The organism is Calothrix sp. UHCC 0171 (assembly GCF_034931845.1).
Classification (GTDB): domain Bacteria; phylum Cyanobacteriota; class Cyanobacteriia; order Cyanobacteriales; family Nostocaceae; genus Brunnivagina.
In genome coordinates, this window is sequence record NZ_JAYGHN010000025.1 from 16,893 (window position 1) to 36,800 (window position 19,908).

Annotated in this window: 19 protein-coding genes; 5 read left to right on the forward strand and 14 right to left on the reverse strand. The window is 40.3% G+C overall.

Features of this window, described 5'->3' with window-relative positions; genetic code table 11:
* Positions 1-166: 166 nt before the first annotated feature.
* From aroF to VB733_RS18080, 4 genes are all read left to right on the forward strand, one after another.
* Entirely contained in the window at positions 167-1,054 is an 888-nt protein-coding gene (gene aroF, locus VB733_RS18065; protein WP_323341450.1) for a 3-deoxy-7-phosphoheptulonate synthase, read from the forward strand.
* A 493-nt stretch (positions 1,055-1,547) separates the two neighbouring features.
* The gene (locus tag VB733_RS18070) at positions 1,548-3,782 is read left to right on the forward strand and encodes a hypothetical protein (RefSeq protein WP_323341451.1); all 2,235 of its coding nucleotides are present in this window, start codon (positions 1,548-1,550) and stop codon (positions 3,780-3,782) included.
* Between the two features lie 321 nt (positions 3,783-4,103).
* Positions 4,104-5,366, forward strand: a complete 1,263-nt coding sequence (locus VB733_RS18075; RefSeq protein WP_323341452.1) for a murein transglycosylase A — start codon at positions 4,104-4,106, stop codon at positions 5,364-5,366.
* A gap of 110 nt (positions 5,367-5,476) precedes the next feature.
* A complete protein-coding gene (locus VB733_RS18080) occupies positions 5,477-6,043 on the forward strand; it encodes an FKBP-type peptidyl-prolyl cis-trans isomerase (RefSeq protein WP_323341453.1) in 567 nt (188 codons plus the stop codon).
* Positions 6,044-7,555: 1,512 nt separating this feature from the next.
* Here the strand turns inward: VB733_RS18080 and VB733_RS18085 are convergent.
* From VB733_RS18085 to VB733_RS18130, 10 genes are all read right to left on the reverse strand, one after another.
* Positions 7,556-7,735 (reverse strand): hypothetical protein, encoded by a 180-nt coding sequence (locus VB733_RS18085; RefSeq protein WP_323341454.1) that lies wholly within the window; start codon positions 7,733-7,735, stop codon positions 7,556-7,558.
* Between the two features lie 39 nt (positions 7,736-7,774).
* On the reverse strand, positions 7,775-9,040 hold the full coding sequence (locus VB733_RS18090) for a nif11-class peptide radical SAM maturase 3 (RefSeq protein ID WP_323341455.1): 1,266 nt from the start codon (positions 9,038-9,040) through the stop codon (positions 7,775-7,777).
* A gap of 96 nt (positions 9,041-9,136) precedes the next feature.
* Positions 9,137-9,475 (reverse strand): hypothetical protein, encoded by a 339-nt coding sequence (locus VB733_RS18095; RefSeq protein WP_323341456.1) that lies wholly within the window; start codon positions 9,473-9,475, stop codon positions 9,137-9,139.
* Between the two features lie 69 nt (positions 9,476-9,544).
* Complete coding sequence (locus VB733_RS18100) at positions 9,545-9,970, reverse strand: Nif11-like leader peptide family RiPP precursor (RefSeq protein WP_323341457.1); 426 nt, start codon at positions 9,968-9,970, stop codon at positions 9,545-9,547.
* A 455-nt stretch (positions 9,971-10,425) separates the two neighbouring features.
* Complete coding sequence (locus VB733_RS18105; protein WP_323341458.1) at positions 10,426-10,746, reverse strand: TonB-dependent receptor; 321 nt, start codon at positions 10,744-10,746, stop codon at positions 10,426-10,428.
* Between the two features lie 148 nt (positions 10,747-10,894).
* Positions 10,895-11,113 carry a hypothetical protein gene (locus VB733_RS18110; protein WP_323341459.1) on the reverse strand — a complete coding sequence of 73 codons (219 nt, stop codon included), beginning with the start codon at positions 11,111-11,113 and terminating at the stop codon, positions 10,895-10,897.
* A 32-nt stretch (positions 11,114-11,145) separates the two neighbouring features.
* A complete protein-coding gene (locus VB733_RS18115; RefSeq protein ID WP_323341460.1) occupies positions 11,146-11,454 on the reverse strand; it encodes a hypothetical protein in 309 nt (102 codons plus the stop codon).
* A 149-nt stretch (positions 11,455-11,603) separates the two neighbouring features.
* Complete coding sequence (locus VB733_RS18120) at positions 11,604-11,918, reverse strand: hypothetical protein (RefSeq protein WP_323341461.1); 315 nt, start codon at positions 11,916-11,918, stop codon at positions 11,604-11,606.
* Positions 11,919-12,242: 324 nt separating this feature from the next.
* Positions 12,243-13,025, reverse strand: coding sequence for a peptidylprolyl isomerase (locus VB733_RS18125; RefSeq protein ID WP_323341462.1), 783 nt, complete (start codon positions 13,023-13,025; stop codon positions 12,243-12,245).
* Positions 13,026-13,256: 231 nt separating this feature from the next.
* Positions 13,257-13,520 (reverse strand): hypothetical protein, encoded by a 264-nt coding sequence (locus VB733_RS18130; RefSeq protein WP_323341463.1) that lies wholly within the window; start codon positions 13,518-13,520, stop codon positions 13,257-13,259.
* A gap of 251 nt (positions 13,521-13,771) precedes the next feature.
* On the opposite strand from VB733_RS18130, the gene VB733_RS18135 reads away from it, so the two are divergent.
* Positions 13,772-14,350: a Uma2 family endonuclease gene (locus tag VB733_RS18135; RefSeq protein ID WP_323341464.1), complete on the forward strand. Its 579-nt coding sequence runs from the start codon at positions 13,772-13,774 to the stop codon at positions 14,348-14,350.
* A gap of 74 nt (positions 14,351-14,424) precedes the next feature.
* Here the strand turns inward: VB733_RS18135 and VB733_RS18140 are convergent, their stop codons facing one another.
* The 4 genes from VB733_RS18140 to VB733_RS18155 form a co-directional block, all read right to left on the reverse strand.
* Positions 14,425-14,622 carry a hypothetical protein gene (locus tag VB733_RS18140; RefSeq protein ID WP_323341465.1) on the reverse strand — a complete coding sequence of 66 codons (198 nt, stop codon included), beginning with the start codon at positions 14,620-14,622 and terminating at the stop codon, positions 14,425-14,427.
* Positions 14,623-14,688: 66 nt separating this feature from the next.
* A complete protein-coding gene (locus tag VB733_RS18145; protein WP_323341466.1) occupies positions 14,689-16,236 on the reverse strand; it encodes an HlyD family efflux transporter periplasmic adaptor subunit in 1,548 nt (515 codons plus the stop codon).
* Positions 16,237-16,307: 71 nt separating this feature from the next.
* Positions 16,308-19,385: a peptidase domain-containing ABC transporter gene (locus VB733_RS18150; protein ID WP_323341467.1), complete on the reverse strand. Its 3,078-nt coding sequence runs from the start codon at positions 19,383-19,385 to the stop codon at positions 16,308-16,310.
* Between the two features lie 82 nt (positions 19,386-19,467).
* Positions 19,468-19,659 (reverse strand): hypothetical protein, encoded by a 192-nt coding sequence (locus tag VB733_RS18155; protein ID WP_323341468.1) that lies wholly within the window; start codon positions 19,657-19,659, stop codon positions 19,468-19,470.
* Positions 19,660-19,908 lie beyond the last annotated feature (249 nt).

A 19,908-nucleotide genomic window follows, 5' to 3' on the forward strand; every position in this document is an offset into this window, starting at 1 on the left:
CTGGTTTTACGGTTTTTATTTTTGGTTCGGAAGTCCTCCGGGTCGAGCGAAAGTCGTGCAAACGAACTATCCCAGCCCGGAAACTTAGCGTTCCGGGCTTTTTTATTAGTTCCTATCAATCATTAACAGTCACAACCACAACTACAACAACTAACAAATAACCAAAATGAAAAACGCCAAACTAGCCCACAAATCCAACCCCCAACACCAAACCATCGTCAAACTTACCGATACTGTAGCCATAGGTGGCAAGGAATTAATCGTGATTGGGGGACCCTGCACAGTCGAAAGCCTGGAACAAATGGAAATTATCGCCAATACACTCCATCCATCGATTCAAGCTTTACGGGGTGGTGTTTACAAACCCCGCACTTCTCCCTACGCTTTCCAAGGAATGGGAGAAGCCGGATTAGAAATTTTAACAGCAGTGCGATCGCGTTACAATCTTCCTGTTGTCACTGAAGTCATGGCAATTTCCCAAATAGAAGCGATCGCGACCCATGCTGATATGCTGCAAGTAGGTAGCCGCAACATGCAAAATTTCGATTTACTCAAGGAATTAGGACAAGCTGGTAAACCTATCCTGCTCAAACGCGGGTTAGCAGCCACCATTGAGGAATTTGTGATGGCAGGTGAATATATCCTGAGCCACGGGAATCCTGATGTTGTCCTGTGTGAACGCGGTATTCGCAGTTTCGACAACTACACTCGCAATGTTCTTGACTTGGGTGCAGTTGCCGCACTCAAACAAATTACCCACTTACCAGTGATTGTAGACCCATCCCACGCCGTTGGTAGGCGCGAACTCGTTGCACCTGTCGCCCGTGCAGCAGTCGCATGTGGTGCAGATGGGTTAATTATTGAATGTCATCCCGTACCGGAAAAATCAGTTTCCGATGCTCAACAAGCACTGTCTTTAGAGGAAATGGTGGCATTAGTTGAAAGCATCAAACCTATTGCCGCAGCTGTTGGACGATGTGTACCAGAAAAAATAACGGAAAAAACGGGGGTGGATGTAAAATCTGCCCCTATTTATTTGCCAGTTGCTGGCTGAATGATGAATTCATCACGGCTATGTATAAAGTAAACCTTAAGACCAAAGAAACCAGGTTTCTTCGATTTAAGTATCAAGCATCATCTGACTTTTTGATGAGAAGCCGGGTTTTTCCTGCACGACTATCCTTAATATTTACTTTATAAATGGTCTCTGAGTGATGAATTCGTTACTGAAGTAGGAATGGGGATTAAATAAATTACAAAAGTAGGGTGCTGTATAGCCTTACGGCATTCAAGAAAAGCGGAGTTTAACGCACCATTCTCAATCAAATCGGAAGTTGTAGGTTATTAAATTCTCATTCCTTAATATTGCTGAAACTAAACCTTGTTAACAGTTAATAGCTAGCCGTTAGCAAAGATATTGAGTAATTGTTACATTTTTGACATCTTCTGCAACAATTAAGTATTTTTTTTGACATTTAAATCGTTGTTGATGATAGAATCGAGCGGTTTATCTAGCAAAAAAGAATACTATAAGAGGATACGTAAATATGGCAGAGCGAAAGAGACCTATAGCTAGAAAAAATCCATCTACCAGCAGAACAATAGCAGCAAAAAAAAAGCAAGCGACTGCAAAAAAAAATACATCTATAGCTGAATCAATCGAAGCAGAAACAACAGCTACTGCAACAAATCAAACAGAATCAGTGTCTGCAACTATAGCTAACACACAAGTAACAGCCGAAGAAATTCAACCGATCGCCACAAAAACTGCGAAAATTGGAAAAACTAAACAAACAGCAAGTAAAGCCACTGCAAGTAAAAAAACTGTTGATACACAAGCTCCTGAGACAACAATAGTTGTAGAGGAAGTGGTTCAGCCAGAAGTTTCCCAAAGTATCGCCGAGACAACACCCCCAGCATCGGCAAAAGTTAACAGTACCACTAAAAAAACAACTTCTACAACCAAAGCTGCTACTGCTAAAAAAGAGAAATCAACATCTCAAGATGTTGAACTTGATTGCAAATCGGATACTACATCAACTGTTTCTACCATTACTGTCGAAAAAGAAGATTCCACAGCTAAAAATCCCCTACCTCCAAGCAAAAAAATGGGGATGTTTTTACAAGACCCCAGTTTGGCAAAACTCCACGATAATTATTTATTTCCTCTCGAAAAAGATTATTTACTAGCAACTGGTTCCAGTCGGTTTACAATTCGTGACACTAATGAAAAAGGAGAAACCGTTTATAGTAGTTCAGATTGGTCAAAACAAGGAGATTTATCCTTTGAACATTTCCAAAAAAACGGTTTAATTGATAATCCAGAATTTCATCAAGTTAATGTATTTAGTGTCCTGAATCGCACATTAGATTTAGTTGAAGAAGAAATTGGTCATACTTTAGCTTGGAAAGATGGGAGTCCATTAATTGTTCGTCCCCATGCATTTGAAGGGATGAATGCATATTACGACCCGATGAATCCTTCTTTGAATTTTGGTTACTTTACTTCTCCTTTCCGGCGCACCCCAGTTTGGACTTGTTTGTCGCATGATATTGTCGCGCACGAACTAGGACATGCTATCCTCGATACCTTCCGTCCTTTATATCTCTACAGCACCGATATTGATACATCGGCTTTACACGAGTCCTTCAGCGATATTTTAGCGATGTTCTCGGCTTTACAATATCCCAGTGTCGTCGAGCATATTTATCGGCAAACAGGTGGCGATATGCGTCACCCCAGTTTACTTTCCCACCTGGCAGAGGAATTTGGTGTGGGTATCTTTGGAGCTTCCATACCTTACTTGCGTTCCGCTTTGGAAGGGGAAAAATATTCTCCCGCAAGTCCCAAAGAACCCCATGTGCGATCGACTGTTTGGACGGCGGCGATTTATGAAATTATGCAGAAACTTGTAGAAATCATTCGACCCTCAGGCTTCCCCGAATTTGCGATCGCCTTATCCCAAGTGACGCGCTGGATGAAGGGAATGCTGATTCGGGCATTACATTATACACCGCCCACATCATTATCTATGCCAATGCTGGCGAGGTTAATCTACGTAGCTGATGCACAAGTCTATCCCAACGACTCTAAATTTAGAGACATCGCCAAAGAAGTTTTTGTCTCACGCAACCTGTGGAATGAAAAACTCGACCTCACGGCACCTGAAGGGATTGGAGATGTGTTTAAAGAGTTACAAAACTCAGATTCGCGGGCATTAAACCGGGCAATCATTGAAAATGCGGAAGCATTACGCATTCCTCCCGGTGTTAGTCGTTTCCTCAAGCCTCGCTTAATTACCACCACCCGATGCATCGATAAAGTCAAGCAAGGCAAAACAACCACCATTCAAGAAATTACCGAACACTACCTCGAATACACTTATGAATATTCGCAAATGGTAGCTGATTTTCTCGGTGGTATGTCTGCATTTACTGTCTATGGAGGTGGTACATTAGTTATGGATGCCAACTGGAATGTAATTTCCTTAGCCGCATATCCCGAACCAATGGAAGAAGACCCCGCAGGCAAAGAAGGCGGAAAATTAGCCTGGAGACGAGTTCGTCAACAGTTTGATAATATACATGGTACTAGTATTCAGCGCACATTAGCTGCAAAAGACGAAAACCGCAGTCTCAAAGACCTTCCAGTGATTCCTGGTTGCCCGTTTGTGATTCAATCAGCATCCACTGGTGGGTATAGATTAATGTGTCGTTGTTGTAATTTACATGAACATATTAAGGGAGTTTCAGTTAACAAAAATGGGTTAGCTGATATGTAATGTCGTGTCTGGCTAAATACTTATCATTAGGGCTGACACAGAGACTTAGAGACGCGGGGACGCGGAGAAATTTTAATCGTCATTTTTGTGAGGCGGGAATTTTACCTGCTTCTTTTTGTATTTAGGAATTTATATTTATGTCCAGTTGAATACTTTTGATTAAGACTGACACAGAGAGAGGGAGACGCGGAGAAATTTGAGTTGTAAGTGATTAGCCGAACATGATATTACTTAAGAATTGCTTGACTTTCCAGACTATCACTACAAATATGACTTTATGACTTTTAGCAACTGTGCGATCGCAGAATTTCCACTAAGCCAATGAAAACTAGATTTTACCTGAATATACCTAAAAGAATCCTGACTGTATTTCTGTGTTTTTTACCCCTGTCAGCGTGTAATCAGCAACAACAAGTTCAACAACGCATCAGCCCAGAAAATCCCACACCAACACCAACAGAAACACAAAAAATCCCGACTCCACCACCTTTAGTATTAAAAACATCATTACCAGCAGATGAAAATTATTTCCTCGACAATCAACTATGGGGTAAAGCTGGAGAAAAGGGGGATAAAGAGAATTTACTCAAAGCAATTGATAATAGTTTAAGTTATTTGCAAACATCAACAGCAACAACAGCCTATCAAAGTTATATTATTCCCGAAATTACGCGATCGCGTGTTGAAAAAAGTCTCAAAAGATTTCGCGAATTAGTTGTGAGTTCCGCAAATGCAAAAGAATTACAAACGCAGGTGAACAAGGAATTTGTCTTTTATAAATCTATTGGCTCTGATAATCAAGGTACTGTTTTATTCACAGGTTACTATAAACCAATTTACGCCGCGAGCCGTAAACCAACCGCAGAATACAAATATCCGATTTACCGCTTACCAGATGATTTTTCCACTTGGAGTAAACCCCATCCCACACGTTTAGAATTGGAAGGTGCAGACGCTTTACAAGCAGGAAAAGGTAAATTAAAGGGCTTAGAATTATTTTGGTTAAAATCACGAATGGATGCTTTTATTGCACAAGTCCAAGGTTCTGCCGTCCTGCAATTTGCCGATGGCACCAGCACAACTATTAATTATGCCGGAAATACTGAGCATGATTATGTGAGTTTGGGTAAGGAATTAATCAAAGATGGCAAATTAGAACAAGAGGGAATTACCCTGGAAAAAGTAATCAATTATTTACAAAAAAATCCCGCCGAACAAAATAACTATTTACCTCGAAATCCTCGATTTATCTTCTTTAAAGATACCAAAGGCGCTCCCGCTAGCGGTAGTCTCAGTGTCGCAATTACCCCCGAAAGGTCGATCGCCACAGATAAATCATTAATGCCTCCCGGAGCATTAGCAATCATTCGTGCCCCTTTTCCCTTCATCAGTAAAGACAAAATTAATCAAAGTAAAATTGAACAGCGCCTTGTTAGTCGTTACGTACTCGATCAAGATACAGGAGGCGCAATCAAAAGTCCCGGTAGAGTTGATTACTACATTGGTGTTGGCAAAGAAGCCGGAGATAGAGCAGGTGCGATCGTTAATCAAGGTGAATTGTATTATCTATTGCTCAAGGAATAAAACAGCAATTAGCAAATCACTCATGAAATAACTTTGGGCAATTTTGAATATTCTCGTATACACTAGGAACTTGTAAAAATTTCGGCTGATACCCCAACAGAGAAGCATAGATGCTAAAAACTATTTTACGGTGTGTAGGACTAACAATCATCTGCTGTGCGATCGCAGCTTGTAACGAAACCAGCGATACTCAACAATCCGCTAACCCCGATACAACCGCCAGCCCATCATTAGCAGCATCAACCGAGACTGCAACACCAACAACATCCCCTGCAACTACTACGGCATCTCCTAACGCTACGCCCAGCACTACAGCATCCCCAAGTAGCTCCAACAAAACAGTAACCACTCCCTCCGGCTTAAAATATGTTGACCTCAAAGTCGGTACAGGCGCAACACCAAAAACAGGTCAAACCGTCACCGTTCACTACACAGGCACTTTAGAGAATGGTACTAAATTTGATAGCTCCCGCGATCGCAATGAACCTTTTGATTTTGCGATCGGTACTGGGCAAGTTATCAAAGGTTGGGATGAAGGTTTAAGTACAATGAAAGTAGGCGGTCGTCGTCAATTAATTATCCCCGCAAATTTAGGTTATGGCGCAGCCGGTGCTGGTAATGCCATCCCTCCCAATGCCACACTAATTTTTGATGTTGAATTATTAGGTGTCAAATAAGCAACCCAAGATCAATGATGATGGACTGTGGTGTATTCCTGTAGCCTGTTCAGAAAACAAACCCTTTAATCGCATATCTGTACTACTGACAGTGCTAGCTCCCTCTCCACTTTTTCGGAGGGGGATAACTTTGGGAGGGGTTTCTCGACTACTCACCTGAAATAAGCCACTTATCCCACTTGTCCGGGAAAAGATGGAAAGTTGAATCAGCGAAATCTCTGCTGCATCAGCCTTTCATCCCCATCGGCTTTCAGTTCAAAGTGAACAAAAAACAAGCTTGTTAATAATTAATATCAATAATGTCGATACTCGTTTTAACGCAAACCCTGATTAGGATTATGTCAGCGCAACAATAATACATATTCACAATTGAAAGATTAAAAAAAGATAAATTGGATTTTTTTGCAAAAAATAAATGATATGTTGATTACAGAATTGGATTTCGCAAATTTTTGGATTAATACTGCGCCAGCGAGTTCAGCCGTTCACTAGCACAATCGATTAAGTTTAAATGTATTGAACTTCGCGTAATTTCAAAAATGTCGAGCCACATATATATAATGAATTAGAGGCGATCGCATCTCAGGTACATAAACTCAAGTCAATAAGCTCAAGTAGATAAACCCAAGCATATAAACTTAAGTACATAAACCTAAGTCGAGTACAACAAATACGCTTAACGAAACTTAAAAATACACCTCAAAGCCTTATTTAGCAAGGATTCCAACTGAGTACAACAATACTTAACCCCAACACCATAAATACTCGTCGCTGCACCCAGAAATACTCGTACCCCCGCCCGAAAAAATTTTTTCCAAATCTTTTAACTATTCCCATATCTGCGTTTCGGGATTTGAGTACAAAACTTAATAAATTCAATAAATCTTATCCAGACGAATAGACTGCCCTCACCAACCCTGGCTGATATAAAACTTATATCGCCAATCACTAAAGCGCCCCTCAAGCAAACAAGCCTAATAAATAGATTTGATTGCCGAAGGACGTAAAAGTGAGTGGAGGGATGAGATAGCACCATGCCCCTGTGGAGAAATCGCGCTTTGACGAACCCACATAACTTTTCACCCGCATCTCAAGCGTTGACACACACCAGCCGAGAAATAAGGGTTTTACAGCCTGCCGTATACTTACCCACCTTTGGGTTAGTTCCAACAGGACAATGTGAGTCTCAGGCGCGATTTCCTTTCTTCACTCTAGGCATTTGGTATTAGATATGTTTTGGAAAATCCAAAATCCAAATCTGAAATCTCAAATTCTCCCACCGTGGCGCAGTATAAGTACCCGACATTCGCGAAATTAAATGACACCACAATCTACAGGGCTAGCAAATCCCTCGATTAAGGAACCCACACCAACCCAATCAAAAACAAGTGGTTGCGGATGCACAGGGTTCCGCTAGTTAGCTCTAATTAATAACATCACGGGGAAACAAGCTAGGTAATGAAATTGTGTAATTAATTCTGTCCGATTATTTATTTAATTTTGCCTAAGCACTTAATCGTACCTACCGACTTGATCTAAGATTTGCTTTGTTTTTAAAAGTATTTTTAAATAAGTTACTTGACTACGCCAAGCGGAGCGAGGAAGCAGAGGTGTTTTCTCTAATTCATCTGGCGAGAATTCCGAGATAGTCATTTCTTCTTGAACTTGAGGAGTTTCTGAATTTTCCGCCATAGTCTATTACTTATTCCATCAGTAAAAATATTTAAAATTCTAAACCAAATGCGTTTCTTTTAGTACAAAAGCTTCATTCCGCCAACTTTCTGACCATTGGATGCTGTCATCACTAAACTGTAATGGATCGTTTTCTGGCAAAGGAATATTTATCTGCTCCTCAATGAGTTCAAATTCCCCATTATCAAAGGGAAGTCCTTGCGCTCTGACTTTCGGAACTACCCGCTCCCTCACACCTTGCTCTGCATGAACAAGAGCGCGATGATGACAGTAAGGATTATTACCTCGCTTGTCAAAGAATACATGAGCCGTCCAACTGCAACCCCCACGACAAAGTTCTGCATATTCACAGGTTTTACAAAAACCCCACAGGTGTTTTGTCCCTTCGGATGTTCCGGCTCCCAAATTAAAACGTAACTCCTCCGCATTTTCAACTATATCCCTGAGGCTTTTGTCTCTGATATTACCACCTGTATAAGCTGTTGTCGGTAAAGAGGGACAACCTTTGATAGCTCCGTCAGCCTCGATTCCCAAAGTAGAAAGTCCAGCACCGCAGCCTTGCCAGAAAGAGAATTCATGCTCATTTCCCCTACCCCGTAATAGCCGCTCATAGGGACCGTAGTAACCAATATTATTCCCAGCCTGGAGTTGCACACCCTCTCGATAGGCACGACGGGCAACGCGGGCTAACATTGGGTAAATATCTAATAATTCATAGGGTTGTAAAAGTATGTCTGCGTTGTCAGCAGCATTCCCCATCGGAACCGTGAGTTGAATCTGCCAAGCACGAGCGCCAGCATCACGAATACACTCGTAGATATGGGGGAATTCTGGGGCTGAGAGGCGGTTAATTTGGGTGTTGCAACCAAAAGCAATACCCGCTTCCCGCAGGTGACTCATGGTTTTAAAAGCATATTTCCAAGAGCCTTTTCTCCCCCGCAAGCGATCGTGAGTTGATTCCAAGCCATCGATGGAAACAGAGACTGTACGAATTCCTGCGACTTTCATCCTCTGTGCTGTTTCTAGGGTAATGCCATAGCCACCAGTAGTCATACCGCACAGCATTCCGGCTTGGGTAATAGCTTGGGCAATTTCTAGCCAATCTGGACGCAGAAATGCCTCACCACCAATGAGGGTGACTTCTTTGATTCCGACTTCTACCATTTGTTGAACAAGGTTCAATGCTTCCTCTGTAGAGAGTTCTTTGGTGCGTGTATTACCTGCGCGGGAACCACAATGGCTACAAGCAAGATTGCATTTTAGGGTGATTTCCCAAACTGCGTAACTGGTGCGGCTATATGACATGGCTGATTTCTCTATTTCACTACCCAGAACCCTTGTAGAGAGACGAAATTACCCTGGTGACAAACTACGTGTCTCTACATTCTTTTTCGGAGATATCTATTTATTCGGCTTATCAATCGCTTTTATCCTCATAATCTCCAAATCATAGTTGGCTCCTTGTTTATCAAAAGTTTTGACTTTCACTTTATCAAAGCCTTCAAGACTATAATAGACATTAGTTTCAGGGTTTTCACCAATAGCAAGAGCAAATCCTGTGCCCTTGAGTTTAGAACCACCGTTCTTCTTTGTTTTGAGTGTTAAATCTGTATCAGTTAAAGCCAGAGAATTAGCTCCTCCAGCCGAAGCTTCAGCCCCTATAGTGCCACTAGCACCACCTATAAGTAATTTGTTTTCTGGAGCATTTTCTAAATAGGATAAGTCTGCAATCTTCATCATAATCAATCTTTTTTTTCAACTATTTGATTCTTTAATACTTGAACTCTCATCCAGCACTTTACTGCTTAACTACTTCGTAGGTAAGTCGTTTGGTACAACTACCCCATACAGTGCTTGTACAGGTGGATCAAGCACTATGCCATATAGAGGTTGTGGATGGATTGGCTTGGGAAAAGGTTTAGGGGATGGTTTTGGAAATGGTCTGGGGTAGGGAGGATGTTTCGGATATTCTGGAGGAGGATAAGCATATCTTAAACCACCGACAGCACCCACTAATTCTTCTTCTGTGAGGTCTTCAAACTCGCCTAATTCTTTTAATTCTAATATTCTGATAGTGGCTTTTTCAAATTCATCTGGAGAAAAATTATAGCCAGCATTATCTAAAGCATTTTTTACTTCTTCGACTTTCTCGCTCATTAATTGAGTGCGGAAAGATTCGTCTTTGACTAGTTTGATGAGGAAGTCTTTGACTTTCTCTAAAATTTCTAGAGACATAGTATTATTTGCTCCTTATTTAGAAAAGACTTTGACTAATTTCACTTTTAACATCGCTAGATTACTTGACAATGCTTTTCGCCTCAGATATGATTATTCCTCTGGGTGAAACTATCCGTTTAACCACAACTCGATAACGATCCATGATTGTCCTACCGATTCTTGTTTATTAGAGACATTAAGCAAGTTAGAGCCAGGGCAAAGATGAAGGGAATAAAAGTCATGTAACCCTTTTCCTTGTGGTCTTCTAGTTTTGGATGGTAAATGAGAGGTTGTCCCGGTAATTACTAAATTATTTTTGGGAATTTAAAGGTGAGGAATTATTTTGTAATTTCTCACATTTATTTATTTAGACTCAAGTTGTATTGGGCTTCTGCCAATTTTGGATACATAGAGATGGATTATTGATAGTGAGCGATCGCAGTTTTGATATTTACTACCCTGGGTAAAGCTATTTAAGGATTAGTCAAATACAGTGAAATTGAAGTATTTCTATCCCTAGATGAGGCAATTTTGTTTCCAGTTCTTGCATAAGCTAAGGCTGTTGCATCAGCTCTACTATAGTCAAGGCTACCACGATTTTTAACCGTTGCCTTAGTCTTAGTATAAGTATAAGTAGTCTCACCAATAGCAACTGCTCCAGCGCCAGCAGTGGCAAATCCCTGACTGGTTTTTGTAGTAGTAACAGCACCAGCGTAAGCACCACCTACTAACAGACTGCTGTTATTAATAGACTGTAAATAACTTAAGTCGGAGATGATTAAGAAATTTCTCACAGATTCCTCACTACAAAAAATTTGTCCACCAAGTAAATTCAGTAAGAGAATAAGAAAAAATAATTTAGCCCAATTAATGGGAGCTTTATGTAACTCAATATCACTTTTTGCTGCGTGATAAATTTGAGATATTTTTTAATTGCAAGCTCTACACTGAATAACTGCTAGAAGAACTAGATGCTGATGAACTGCTGCTAGAACTAGATGAAGAACTACTAGAGCTATTACTAGATGAAATGTTCACAGAAACATTTTGAACAGTCTTATCTTCACTATTACCAGATGTTGAGACTATACTTTTAGATTCAGCAATCACTTTCCCATCAGGTGAGACTATACGTTTGACAACAACTTTATGCTGACTCATAACTTTAACACCGATTTTTGTAAATTTAGGTATTAACTACTAACAGTCGTCAAAGATACGGCAGTCCTAACACCATCTCTGTTACTAATCAGTGAATAAATTCGTTTTCTCCCATCTTTACTTAATAGCCGACGACCGTAATAATTTCCACTTTCATCACGAAAAGTTTCATCCACAAAGTCATCTTTTTCCTCAGAAGATTCTTTTTGAAATGTCGGAATAATAGATTGTTTTAAGAAATCGAATAAATCAATCGTCGATTCAGAAAAAAATCCACCTTTAACTTCGGTAGTATTAGCTATTTCACAAAAGCTAAGATCGCCAATTTTTAATCTGCCCATAACTAAACCTTTTTAACTTAAGTAATTGCTGAAAGTTTTTTCAAACTTTCAGCAATTTATTTAGACTTTTGGACGATTTTGTCAAGCTCTCATCTCATTATTATTGAGGAGAAGATACTTGATAAATTATCTTACAAAGCAGACTTACGTTAGTAGTAGTATCTGAAGCCAACGGTAGCAGCAGTAGACTGGGATACGCTCTCAGACTTCTTACCTTCTTCTACTTGACCATAAGTGAAGGTTTCAGTGAAGGTGTTTTTACCATTAGCATCTGCACCGGCATTAGCAATAGCAGCGTTGCCAACAATTTTCACTATAGATTTGACTTCGCTATCGATTTTCGACTTAACATTTGTGTCAACATCCTTTTTGAATTTGGCTTTAGCATCGATATCAAAACCTTTGCCACCAACAACATTAGTAGCTTCAACAGTTTCCAAAAGGTTTAAATCTGAAATAATCATTGGGTTTCTCCTGAGAATTACTTAAATGATCTTTGGGAATTTGTTTGTGAGTTATTTGCTTTTACTCACATTTATACTTTAGCGAATTCAGATAAAAAGTCAATAGATTTGATGCCTTTTTTATAATAAAAATTACTCATAAAGATTGTCGTATTTTTAATTATCAAATCAGCCAATCTTATCAAAGATAAAAACACACAAAAACCTGAGCAACATCATGTAAATAATTGCTCAGATGAGGTCTGAAGATATTGTTTCTTGTGTTTATTAATTAAGTATTTTATTCATAAAATATTCCATGTAAAAAATAAAATAATAGCTCTATTAAACCTGCTTCACTAGTTGCTCTTGTGATTGCAAATTAGTATCTAAATCTAACTGAATATTCATTACCATTGCCTCCACTTGTTGCTTTAACCAATTCGCAAATAATTCAGAAATAATTTTTTCTCGTAAATTATCATCTAGTTCGGGTTGAATAATTTCTTCCACCCAAACTAAATACACCCCCTTTGGTGTAGTAATTGGCTTGAGAATTCCGGGTGGAGAACTCGCGAATATAGCCGCAGCAATCTCTGGGCGAAAGTCTTTCCGGTGTCGTATTCCTTGATAGCCATAAGTACGGCGCAGTTCTATATCTTGAATATACAAACGAGCGATTTCTGGAAAGGTAGTTTCCCCTTCTTCCAGAGCATAAAAAAGTTCTAATGCTAAATCTCTATTTTCAAAAATGACTTCGTAGGTGACAGCAGCATCATAATCTATTCGGTTGTCATAGAAGAACTTTTCGACTTGAGCCGAAAAAAGATAATTCGCCAACTTCTTAGAAATGAGGCTGTTATAGACTAATTCTTCAAAATCTCTTACAGATAAATGGTGTTTGTCTAACCAAGCCCAGGTGTCTTTAGCTGTAACGAGTTTTTTCTCTAAGCGCAGTTTATCCCCTTCTGCCTGCAATTCAGCTTCTGTCACCTCAATATTAGCTTCCTGGGCTGCTTCGGTAATAATTTTTTGAGACGTTATAGCTTTGACAACATCAGGGATTTGACAAGATAGTTTGAGCCTGTGAATGATATCTGAAATCGAAATATTCAGATGTTCGGGCATAATCTTAACCCTCCAATATTAGATTCGCTTAAATACTTACGATAAAACTGATGCGGGGATGGGAAGACAAGGAGATGCGGAGAAAAATTAATGATAACTGATTAGTCATAATTAAATCATAAGAATACAATATTATTAGAATGGAGATTGAAACATTAACCATTTCAATCTCTATTCTTTAGTCGATTGTGATAGTTTTAGCAGTTCATGAATTTACTGAATAACAATTAATCAATGATAGCTTAATGCTGGCTTTCCTGAGTTTGCAAAAGCATAAGCATCAACAATTACGGTAATGTAGTTGTTGTTGATAATCGTAATATCTCCATCTTTGTCTTTGCTTTTGCTTTTGCTTTTTTTATCATCTTTTTTGTCTTTGTCTTTACTCTTGCTACTGCCACCAGATACCATCATTGATTCATTCTCTGATACTAAATCCGTCAAAAAACTTTCGTTTAGGTCTAAAATTGCCAAACTACTTGTGTTGTGAAACATTGTAGATTCTCCAATATTAAATATTAGGCTTTCAGTCAATTGTTTATAACCAAAAATTAGAATTTGGTTACACTCATCTCATTAAAGCTCTATTTGCAAGTGGGGTCTAGGTCACTTTGGTAGTAACAATGGTGCTATTGTGAATTGAAGTATGAAATTAGACAATAATTATTACCAGAATTCAAGATAAAGAACCAGTATTGTATTCTGCCTGATTCGCTAAAATTAAAACAAACTGGAAAAATCTTGCTATGGTAGCCATCCCCCAACAACCGCAAAAAATGACCATCGAGGAATATCTCGAATGGGAACCCCAGCAAGACCTTCGTTATGAATATGTCAATGGCGAAGTCTTTGCAATGACAGGTGGTACAATACCCCATAATGATATTGCACTTAATTTTTACAGAGCTTTATACCCACATCTACGTGCTAAAGGTTGTCGAGTCAATGTGTCGGATGTAAAGGTGCAACTTAGTCCTCAAAGTCCTTACTATTATCCTGATGTGATCGTTAGCTGCGACCCTCTAGACCTGAATGCCCGTAAATTTATTCAGAACCCAAAAATAATTGCCGAAGTTCTTTCACCTGGTACAAGTGCGAAAGATCGGGGGGAAAAATTCACTAATTACCTGAAAATGCCCTCTTTACAAGAATATTTATTGATAGATTCCGAAACAATTTCCGTGGAACGTTACTCTCGGGGCGAGGGAAGAATGTGGCTTTATTATCCCTACACTGCTGGAGATATGATTACTTTATCAAGTATTGAATTTGAGTTTGCGATCGCACTCTTGTATGAAGGTGTTGTATTTGACACAGAAGAATAACTGAATTTCTTTGATGACGATGCATCTACCCCGAACTTATTGGAGAAGCCGGGGTTCTGAGTTTTTCAGTGATGCTATACAGATGCAAACATAGTTGATAATTCCTGATCAATTTTTTCTGCAAGTTTGTAAGCCATTAACGGCGGATTTCGGTAGTTGGTAGCAGTTTTTCTAAATCCCCATCGCCTCGCTTCAGCTTCTGACACTCCAAACTCTAAAGCAAGTTTGTGGTAAGACCAGCTATATTTTCTCATTAGCTCAATTGGATGCATTATCTTGCTCCTGTGGATTTGGTAGATGAGAATTGGAATGCAAAGAACCTCTCTCCATAACGCACCCTACATTTCTAAACCGCCTTTTTGCAATTTTTTAAATGGGTCTAAAACAAAGTCAATTATCCGACGCTGACGAATTATTACTTCGGCATTTGCAGTTTGTCCAGCGCTTAAGGGAATACGTTTTTCCCCATTCTCAACATACTGCCGCTCTAAGGTAATTTTTAATTCATAACTTTCAGTATTTCCCTGGGGTGTTTGCTCCACTTTTGAGTCGGGGGAAACCCAACTAACTTTCCCTTGGACAATGCCATACTCCTGGTAGGGATAGGCATCAAATTTGACTTTGACTGGCATTCCCACTTTGAGGAAACCACTATCTTGTATGGGCATATTGGCTTTGAGAATAACGTCGGCATTTTTGGGAGCAACTTGAGCAATTCGTTGTCCAGGTTGTACAACTGCTCCCGGCTTGCTGAATGGCAATTCAAAAATTACCCCATCAATGGGCGATCGCACTATTCTCTGCTGTAACTGTATCTTTAGGGATGTGATTTCGCTTTTAGTTTGGAGAATTTGGGATTGTAGTCCGGTGATTTGGGATTGTAAGTCTTTGAGTTGTTGCTGATTTTTTAAAATTGCTAGTTTACCTGTTTGGAGTAGGCTTTGATAACTGTTTTGTTCTTCTTGGAGTCGCAGTTTTGCTTGCTCAATATCAGCCTGTAATTGGCTCATGGTTGCTTGGTAGCGGCTTTGTTCTTCAGTTAGGCGCAATTTTGCTTGTTTAACGTCAGATTTCCCCTTTTCATAAAGTCGTTTGCTTTCTTGTTCTTGTTTAATCAGTTCGTCAATTTGGGTTGCAGAAACAGCACCATCTTTGAGGAGTTGACTAAAGCGTTGCACTTGTCTGGAATCTATCTGCAAACGACTTGCGGCTGACTTTTGGTCATTTCCAAAGGTGCTAATTTGTTGTTCGACTTGATTGACTAATGCTTGTTTTTCTAATTTTTGGAGATTATAAATGCTCTGTTTGGCATCTAGGTTTTGTTTTGCCTGGCTCACTTGGGAGAGTTTTTCTAAGGCTTGGGATTGGTTTTGCTGTTCCTGAGTGCTAAGGGTTAACTGTAGTTGGTTTTTCAAAACATCTAACTGTGCCCTTTGATTTAACAGCCCAGAAAGCTTTGCCTCGGCTTGCTGAAGTTCTGTCTGTAAAACATCAGACTCCAGTTCGAGTAAAACCTGTCCTGCTTTGACAGTGCCCCCTTCTTTTACCTTGACATTTTTGACACTCCCACCAACTTGAGAGTCTAATTTTTGGGTTGCACCTTGAGGTTCGATTCGTCCTCTGGCGCTTCCTGTCTCGTCTACTTTTGAGAAGGTTGCCCAGGGTAAGGCGAGGATAGCAAAGCCGAGTAGAGCATAAAAGACACCACGAGTCCAAATTCGAGGTAAGGCATCTAATAGTTCTTCGGTGGCGTAGTGTAAATCGTTGACGTTATCTGTGGTGGATGTATCAATTTCAGTAAAATCACTACTATCTTTGTATTTTGTGTATTTATTCTGCTCTTCTTTGGTCAGTGCAGATGAGGAATTGGTAGATGGATATGGCATGGTTCTATTCCTGAAAATGGTAGATACAGGTGTAGAGATACAACCTGTCGCATCTCTAGAGTTTTCCTGACTTAACCGACTTGAGCTAGCTGTTGTTGATTCAAATAGTAGTAATGACCTTGTTTGGCAATTAATTCGTCATGAGTACCGCTTTCCACCAAGACACCGCGATCTAAAACCAGGATTAAGTCAGCGTTGCGGACAGTGGAAAGACGATGGGCAATAATTATACTGGTGCGTCCTTTGAGAATGGTTTTGAGATTGTTCTGAATAATCCGTTCTGATTCTGTATCTAAATGGCTTGTAGCTTCATCAAACAGTAACAAACGGGGATTTCCTAGTAAAGCACGAGCGATCGCCAGACGTTGGCGTTGTCCCCCGGAGAGCATTCCCCCACCTTCACCGATTTGGGTTTCGTAACCTAAGGGTAATTGTTGGATAAATTCATCGGCTCCAGCTAATTTTGCGGCTTGGATAATTTCGTCGAGGGTTGCTTCTGGGTGGGCAATGGCAATATTTTCCCGGATGGTACTACCAAAGAGAAAGGTGTCTTGATCAACAACCCCAACTTGAGAACGGAGCGATCGCAAGGAAATTCCCGCCACATCATGATTATCAATTAAGACTTTGCCATCTGTCGCTGGGTATAATCCTAAAATTAATTTACTCAGGGTGGTTTTCCCGGAACCACTGCGTCCAACGACAGCCACCATTTGCTCTGGCTGAATCTCAAAATTGATATTTTCGAGGACGTTAGTTTTACTTTCTGGGTGATAGCGGAAGGTGACATGATCAAAACGGATGTTACCGCGCAATCGACCTAGAGTTTTGCGGGGTTTATGATGTAAATCCTCTTCTGGTTCTGCTTCGAGGACATCATTAATGCGTTCGGTGGAAATAATGATTTCTTGGAATTCATTCCAGAGTTGGGAAAACCTTTGGAAAGGTCCCAAAACATTACCCACCAACATATTGAAGGCAACTAATTGCCCAACGGTGAGTTCCCCTTGAATGACTTGCCATGCTCCAAACCACATTAATGCCGTACTGGTAAAGGTATTAATTGCACCACTGAGCATGGAGAGGCGAATGCCAATTACCTGAGCTTTAAAGGCTTTTTTGACTAAATTATTCAGTAGTTCTTCCCAATGCCAACGTACTGTTTGTTCAATTGCCAATGAGCGAACAGTGCGAATACCTGTGAGGGATTCAATAATATAGCTGTTTTCTTTGGCTCCAGCATTAAAAATCTCTCTGGAGATGCGGCGTAAAATCCCTGTGCTAGCCAGTGCGAGAATAAAAAATGGTGGTACGGTGACGAGGACAAATAATGCCATTTTCCAGCTATACCAGAACATTAGCGCCAGATAAACGACTAATGTCAGCATATCCAGGACGATGGATAGGGTTTGACCAGTTAGGAAGCTTTGAATTTTCTCATTTTCTTGGATGCGGGAGATGATATCCCCGACATAACGGGATTCAAAATAGGAAAGGGGTAAGCGAAAGGTATGTTTAATAAAACCTACCAATAGGGAAATGCTAATGCGGTTGGCTGTATGACTAAGGAGATATGTTCGCACTCCGTTCATGGCAATGCTAAATAACCCAAAAACAATCATGCCCACACCAACAGCATTCAGGGTGGCAATGCTGCGTTGCACCAGAACTCGGTCGAGTAATAACTGGGTGAATACTGGAGTGACTAATCCAAATATCTGAATTAGCACCGAAGCCATAAAAACTTCGATCAGGACTTTCGAGTGGGGTTTGACTAATTCAAAAAATTTCCACAAGCCTACATCCTGATTTTGAGCATCTTTGAGTAGGGATGTCGGTTGTAGAAGTAATGCATAGCCAGACCAACCTGCGATAAATTCCTTGAGAGTAAGTTTACGTTGACCAAGGGCAGGATCACAAACAATCACTTGCCTTTTGCTAATTTCATAGACAACGATAAAGTGATTACCTTCCCAGTGAGCGATCGCCGGTAAAGATTGTTCGGCGAATTTATCCAGAGTTGCTTTCACCGGACGAGTGGCAAAACCCAAGCTTTCGGCTGCTGTAGCGATCGCTGCTAAAGATGCACCACTACGACCGACGTTAGTCATATCCCGTAAGCGATTCACACTAAAATGCTTACCCCAATAACGACCAATCATCACTAAGCAAGCAGCACCACAGTCAGAGGCACTATGTTGAGCATAAAAGGGATATTGATGGGTAAAACGCACCCACCAATGCCCCATTTGCACCTTGGGACTGGGAAAATAAGGGCGGGCTTTCTTGGGTTGTGGTGGTAATGGTTGTTCTTGTCCGGGAAAGGGAATAATTTTTGGGGATGAGTCCAAACGCTCTATCCTGTTACGCTTTGGACGTGGTTTTGGCTCTGGGTTCAAGAGTGGACGTTGTTCGGGAGCGGCAAACTCAGCTAATTCTGGACAATGTTGGAGTGCGGTTTGCCAATCGGTATTCTTAAGAATGTATGCAGTTGTTGGTGACTGTATTTGGCAATTTTCCTGAGGAAAGTCTGCATAGATTTTCCCTGGTGTGTAGGAATTACCATCAGGTTGCAGCAACTTACCTTGGTACAGCAGCCATAGTTTGCAACCTTTCAGTACAGGTATTTCCTCTACACTGTTGAAATTATGCCGCTCAAATAGGGATAAAGCTGTGAGGAAGCCTTGTACTTGTGATGTGTGCTGGGGAAATTGGGTATTTTGACGACATAACAACAGTAAATCCCAAAGTTCTGCCTGACGGTAGAGGCGATCGCTTATTTGGGGATATTTCTCCAGCCATGGACGTAATATTTGCTGGGAAAGGTAGCAAAGTTTTAAGTTGTGAGAAGCTTTTGCCATATGGGGGATGAATTCTGCTTGCTGAAACAGAGTCACTTCTCCGAATGTCGCTCCTGCACCAAGGGTAGTAATTAAGTTTTCAAATTGGTCTAAAAGTCTAACTTTACCCTCAAGGACAATGTAAATACCTTTTTCAGCCTCTGGTAGCTGCCAGAATAATTTGGCGACTGGTGGTTCTAAAATTTGAGTCCTTTGTACACAATTTTGCAAATCCTTTTCTCCCAGGTTTTCACCTAAAACCTGGTTAATTTTTTGACACAATTCTTCCTGGGAAAATATTGATAGCATACTCTCGTCTCCATTGTTATTTACTAGTCACAGAACACAAGCACCCAAAAAATCCGGCTGTGTAGAAGTTCAACAAAGGAAACTAAGGTGATTTATTTGTATTAGCCAAGAACAAAATTTCCATCCACTGTCGATATTCTGACTGTAGATGCGGGTATAAATTATAAATACGTATACGAGGTCGAAAAATACTTAATCCGGTGTTCATCGAAGGGTAATACCCATCAAGTATCAAACCTCTATTTAATTGTTGTTGACGCTCAAAATGTGGCATAATAGTTATCCAATAGTTGTAGTCGTGGGCAATTTGAACATCTGTTTTGATCCCCGCCAAGGTGTAACAGATGTAACAGTTTTAGTTTTAACTACTAAAGAATTTGCTGACATTGATGTGCAACTATTACTGGGTGACTTCCCCTAGATTCTGGGAATACTAGGGGGATACCCCAGTGAATGATTGCGTCATGTGCAATATTTGCGATTTTCATGGCTCTTCCTCTTTACTTGTTATCTCTGGGAATTC

Excerpts from the sequence above, each read along its gene's own strand:
- VB733_RS18110 (WP_323341459.1), bottom strand. The coding sequence starts at position 11,113 with ATGAGTCAGCATAAAGTTGTTGTCAAACGTATAGTCTCACCTGATGGG.
- VB733_RS18085 (WP_323341454.1), bottom strand. The coding sequence starts at position 7,735 with ATGGCGGAAAATTCAGAAACTCCTCAAGTTCAAGAAGAAATGACTATC.
- VB733_RS18090 (WP_323341455.1), bottom strand. The coding sequence starts at position 9,040 with ATGTCATATAGCCGCACCAGTTACGCAGTTTGGGAAATCACCCTAAAA.
- VB733_RS18075 (WP_323341452.1), top strand. The coding sequence starts at position 4,104 with ATGAAAACTAGATTTTACCTGAATATACCTAAAAGAATCCTGACTGTA.
- VB733_RS18145 (WP_323341466.1), bottom strand. The coding sequence starts at position 16,236 with ATGCCATATCCATCTACCAATTCCTCATCTGCACTGACCAAAGAAGAG.
- VB733_RS18135 (WP_323341464.1), top strand. The coding sequence starts at position 13,772 with ATGGTAGCCATCCCCCAACAACCGCAAAAAATGACCATCGAGGAATAT.
- VB733_RS18130 (WP_323341463.1), bottom strand. The coding sequence starts at position 13,520 with ATGTTTCACAACACAAGTAGTTTGGCAATTTTAGACCTAAACGAAAGT.
- VB733_RS18120 (WP_323341461.1), bottom strand. The coding sequence starts at position 11,918 with ATGATTATTTCAGATTTAAACCTTTTGGAAACTGTTGAAGCTACTAAT.
- VB733_RS18100 (WP_323341457.1), bottom strand. The coding sequence starts at position 9,970 with ATGTCTCTAGAAATTTTAGAGAAAGTCAAAGACTTCCTCATCAAACTA.
- VB733_RS18140 (WP_323341465.1), bottom strand. The coding sequence starts at position 14,622 with ATGCATCCAATTGAGCTAATGAGAAAATATAGCTGGTCTTACCACAAA.
- VB733_RS18070 (WP_323341451.1), top strand. The coding sequence starts at position 1,548 with ATGGCAGAGCGAAAGAGACCTATAGCTAGAAAAAATCCATCTACCAGC.
- VB733_RS18080 (WP_323341453.1), top strand. The coding sequence starts at position 5,477 with ATGCTAAAAACTATTTTACGGTGTGTAGGACTAACAATCATCTGCTGT.
- VB733_RS18155 (WP_323341468.1), bottom strand. The coding sequence starts at position 19,659 with ATGCCACATTTTGAGCGTCAACAACAATTAAATAGAGGTTTGATACTT.
- VB733_RS18095 (WP_323341456.1), bottom strand. The coding sequence starts at position 9,475 with ATGATGAAGATTGCAGACTTATCCTATTTAGAAAATGCTCCAGAAAAC.
- VB733_RS18150 (WP_323341467.1), bottom strand. The coding sequence starts at position 19,385 with ATGCTATCAATATTTTCCCAGGAAGAATTGTGTCAAAAAATTAACCAG.
- VB733_RS18125 (WP_323341462.1), bottom strand. The coding sequence starts at position 13,025 with ATGCCCGAACATCTGAATATTTCGATTTCAGATATCATTCACAGGCTC.
- aroF (WP_323341450.1), top strand. The coding sequence starts at position 167 with ATGAAAAACGCCAAACTAGCCCACAAATCCAACCCCCAACACCAAACC.
- VB733_RS18115 (WP_323341460.1), bottom strand. The coding sequence starts at position 11,454 with ATGGGCAGATTAAAAATTGGCGATCTTAGCTTTTGTGAAATAGCTAAT.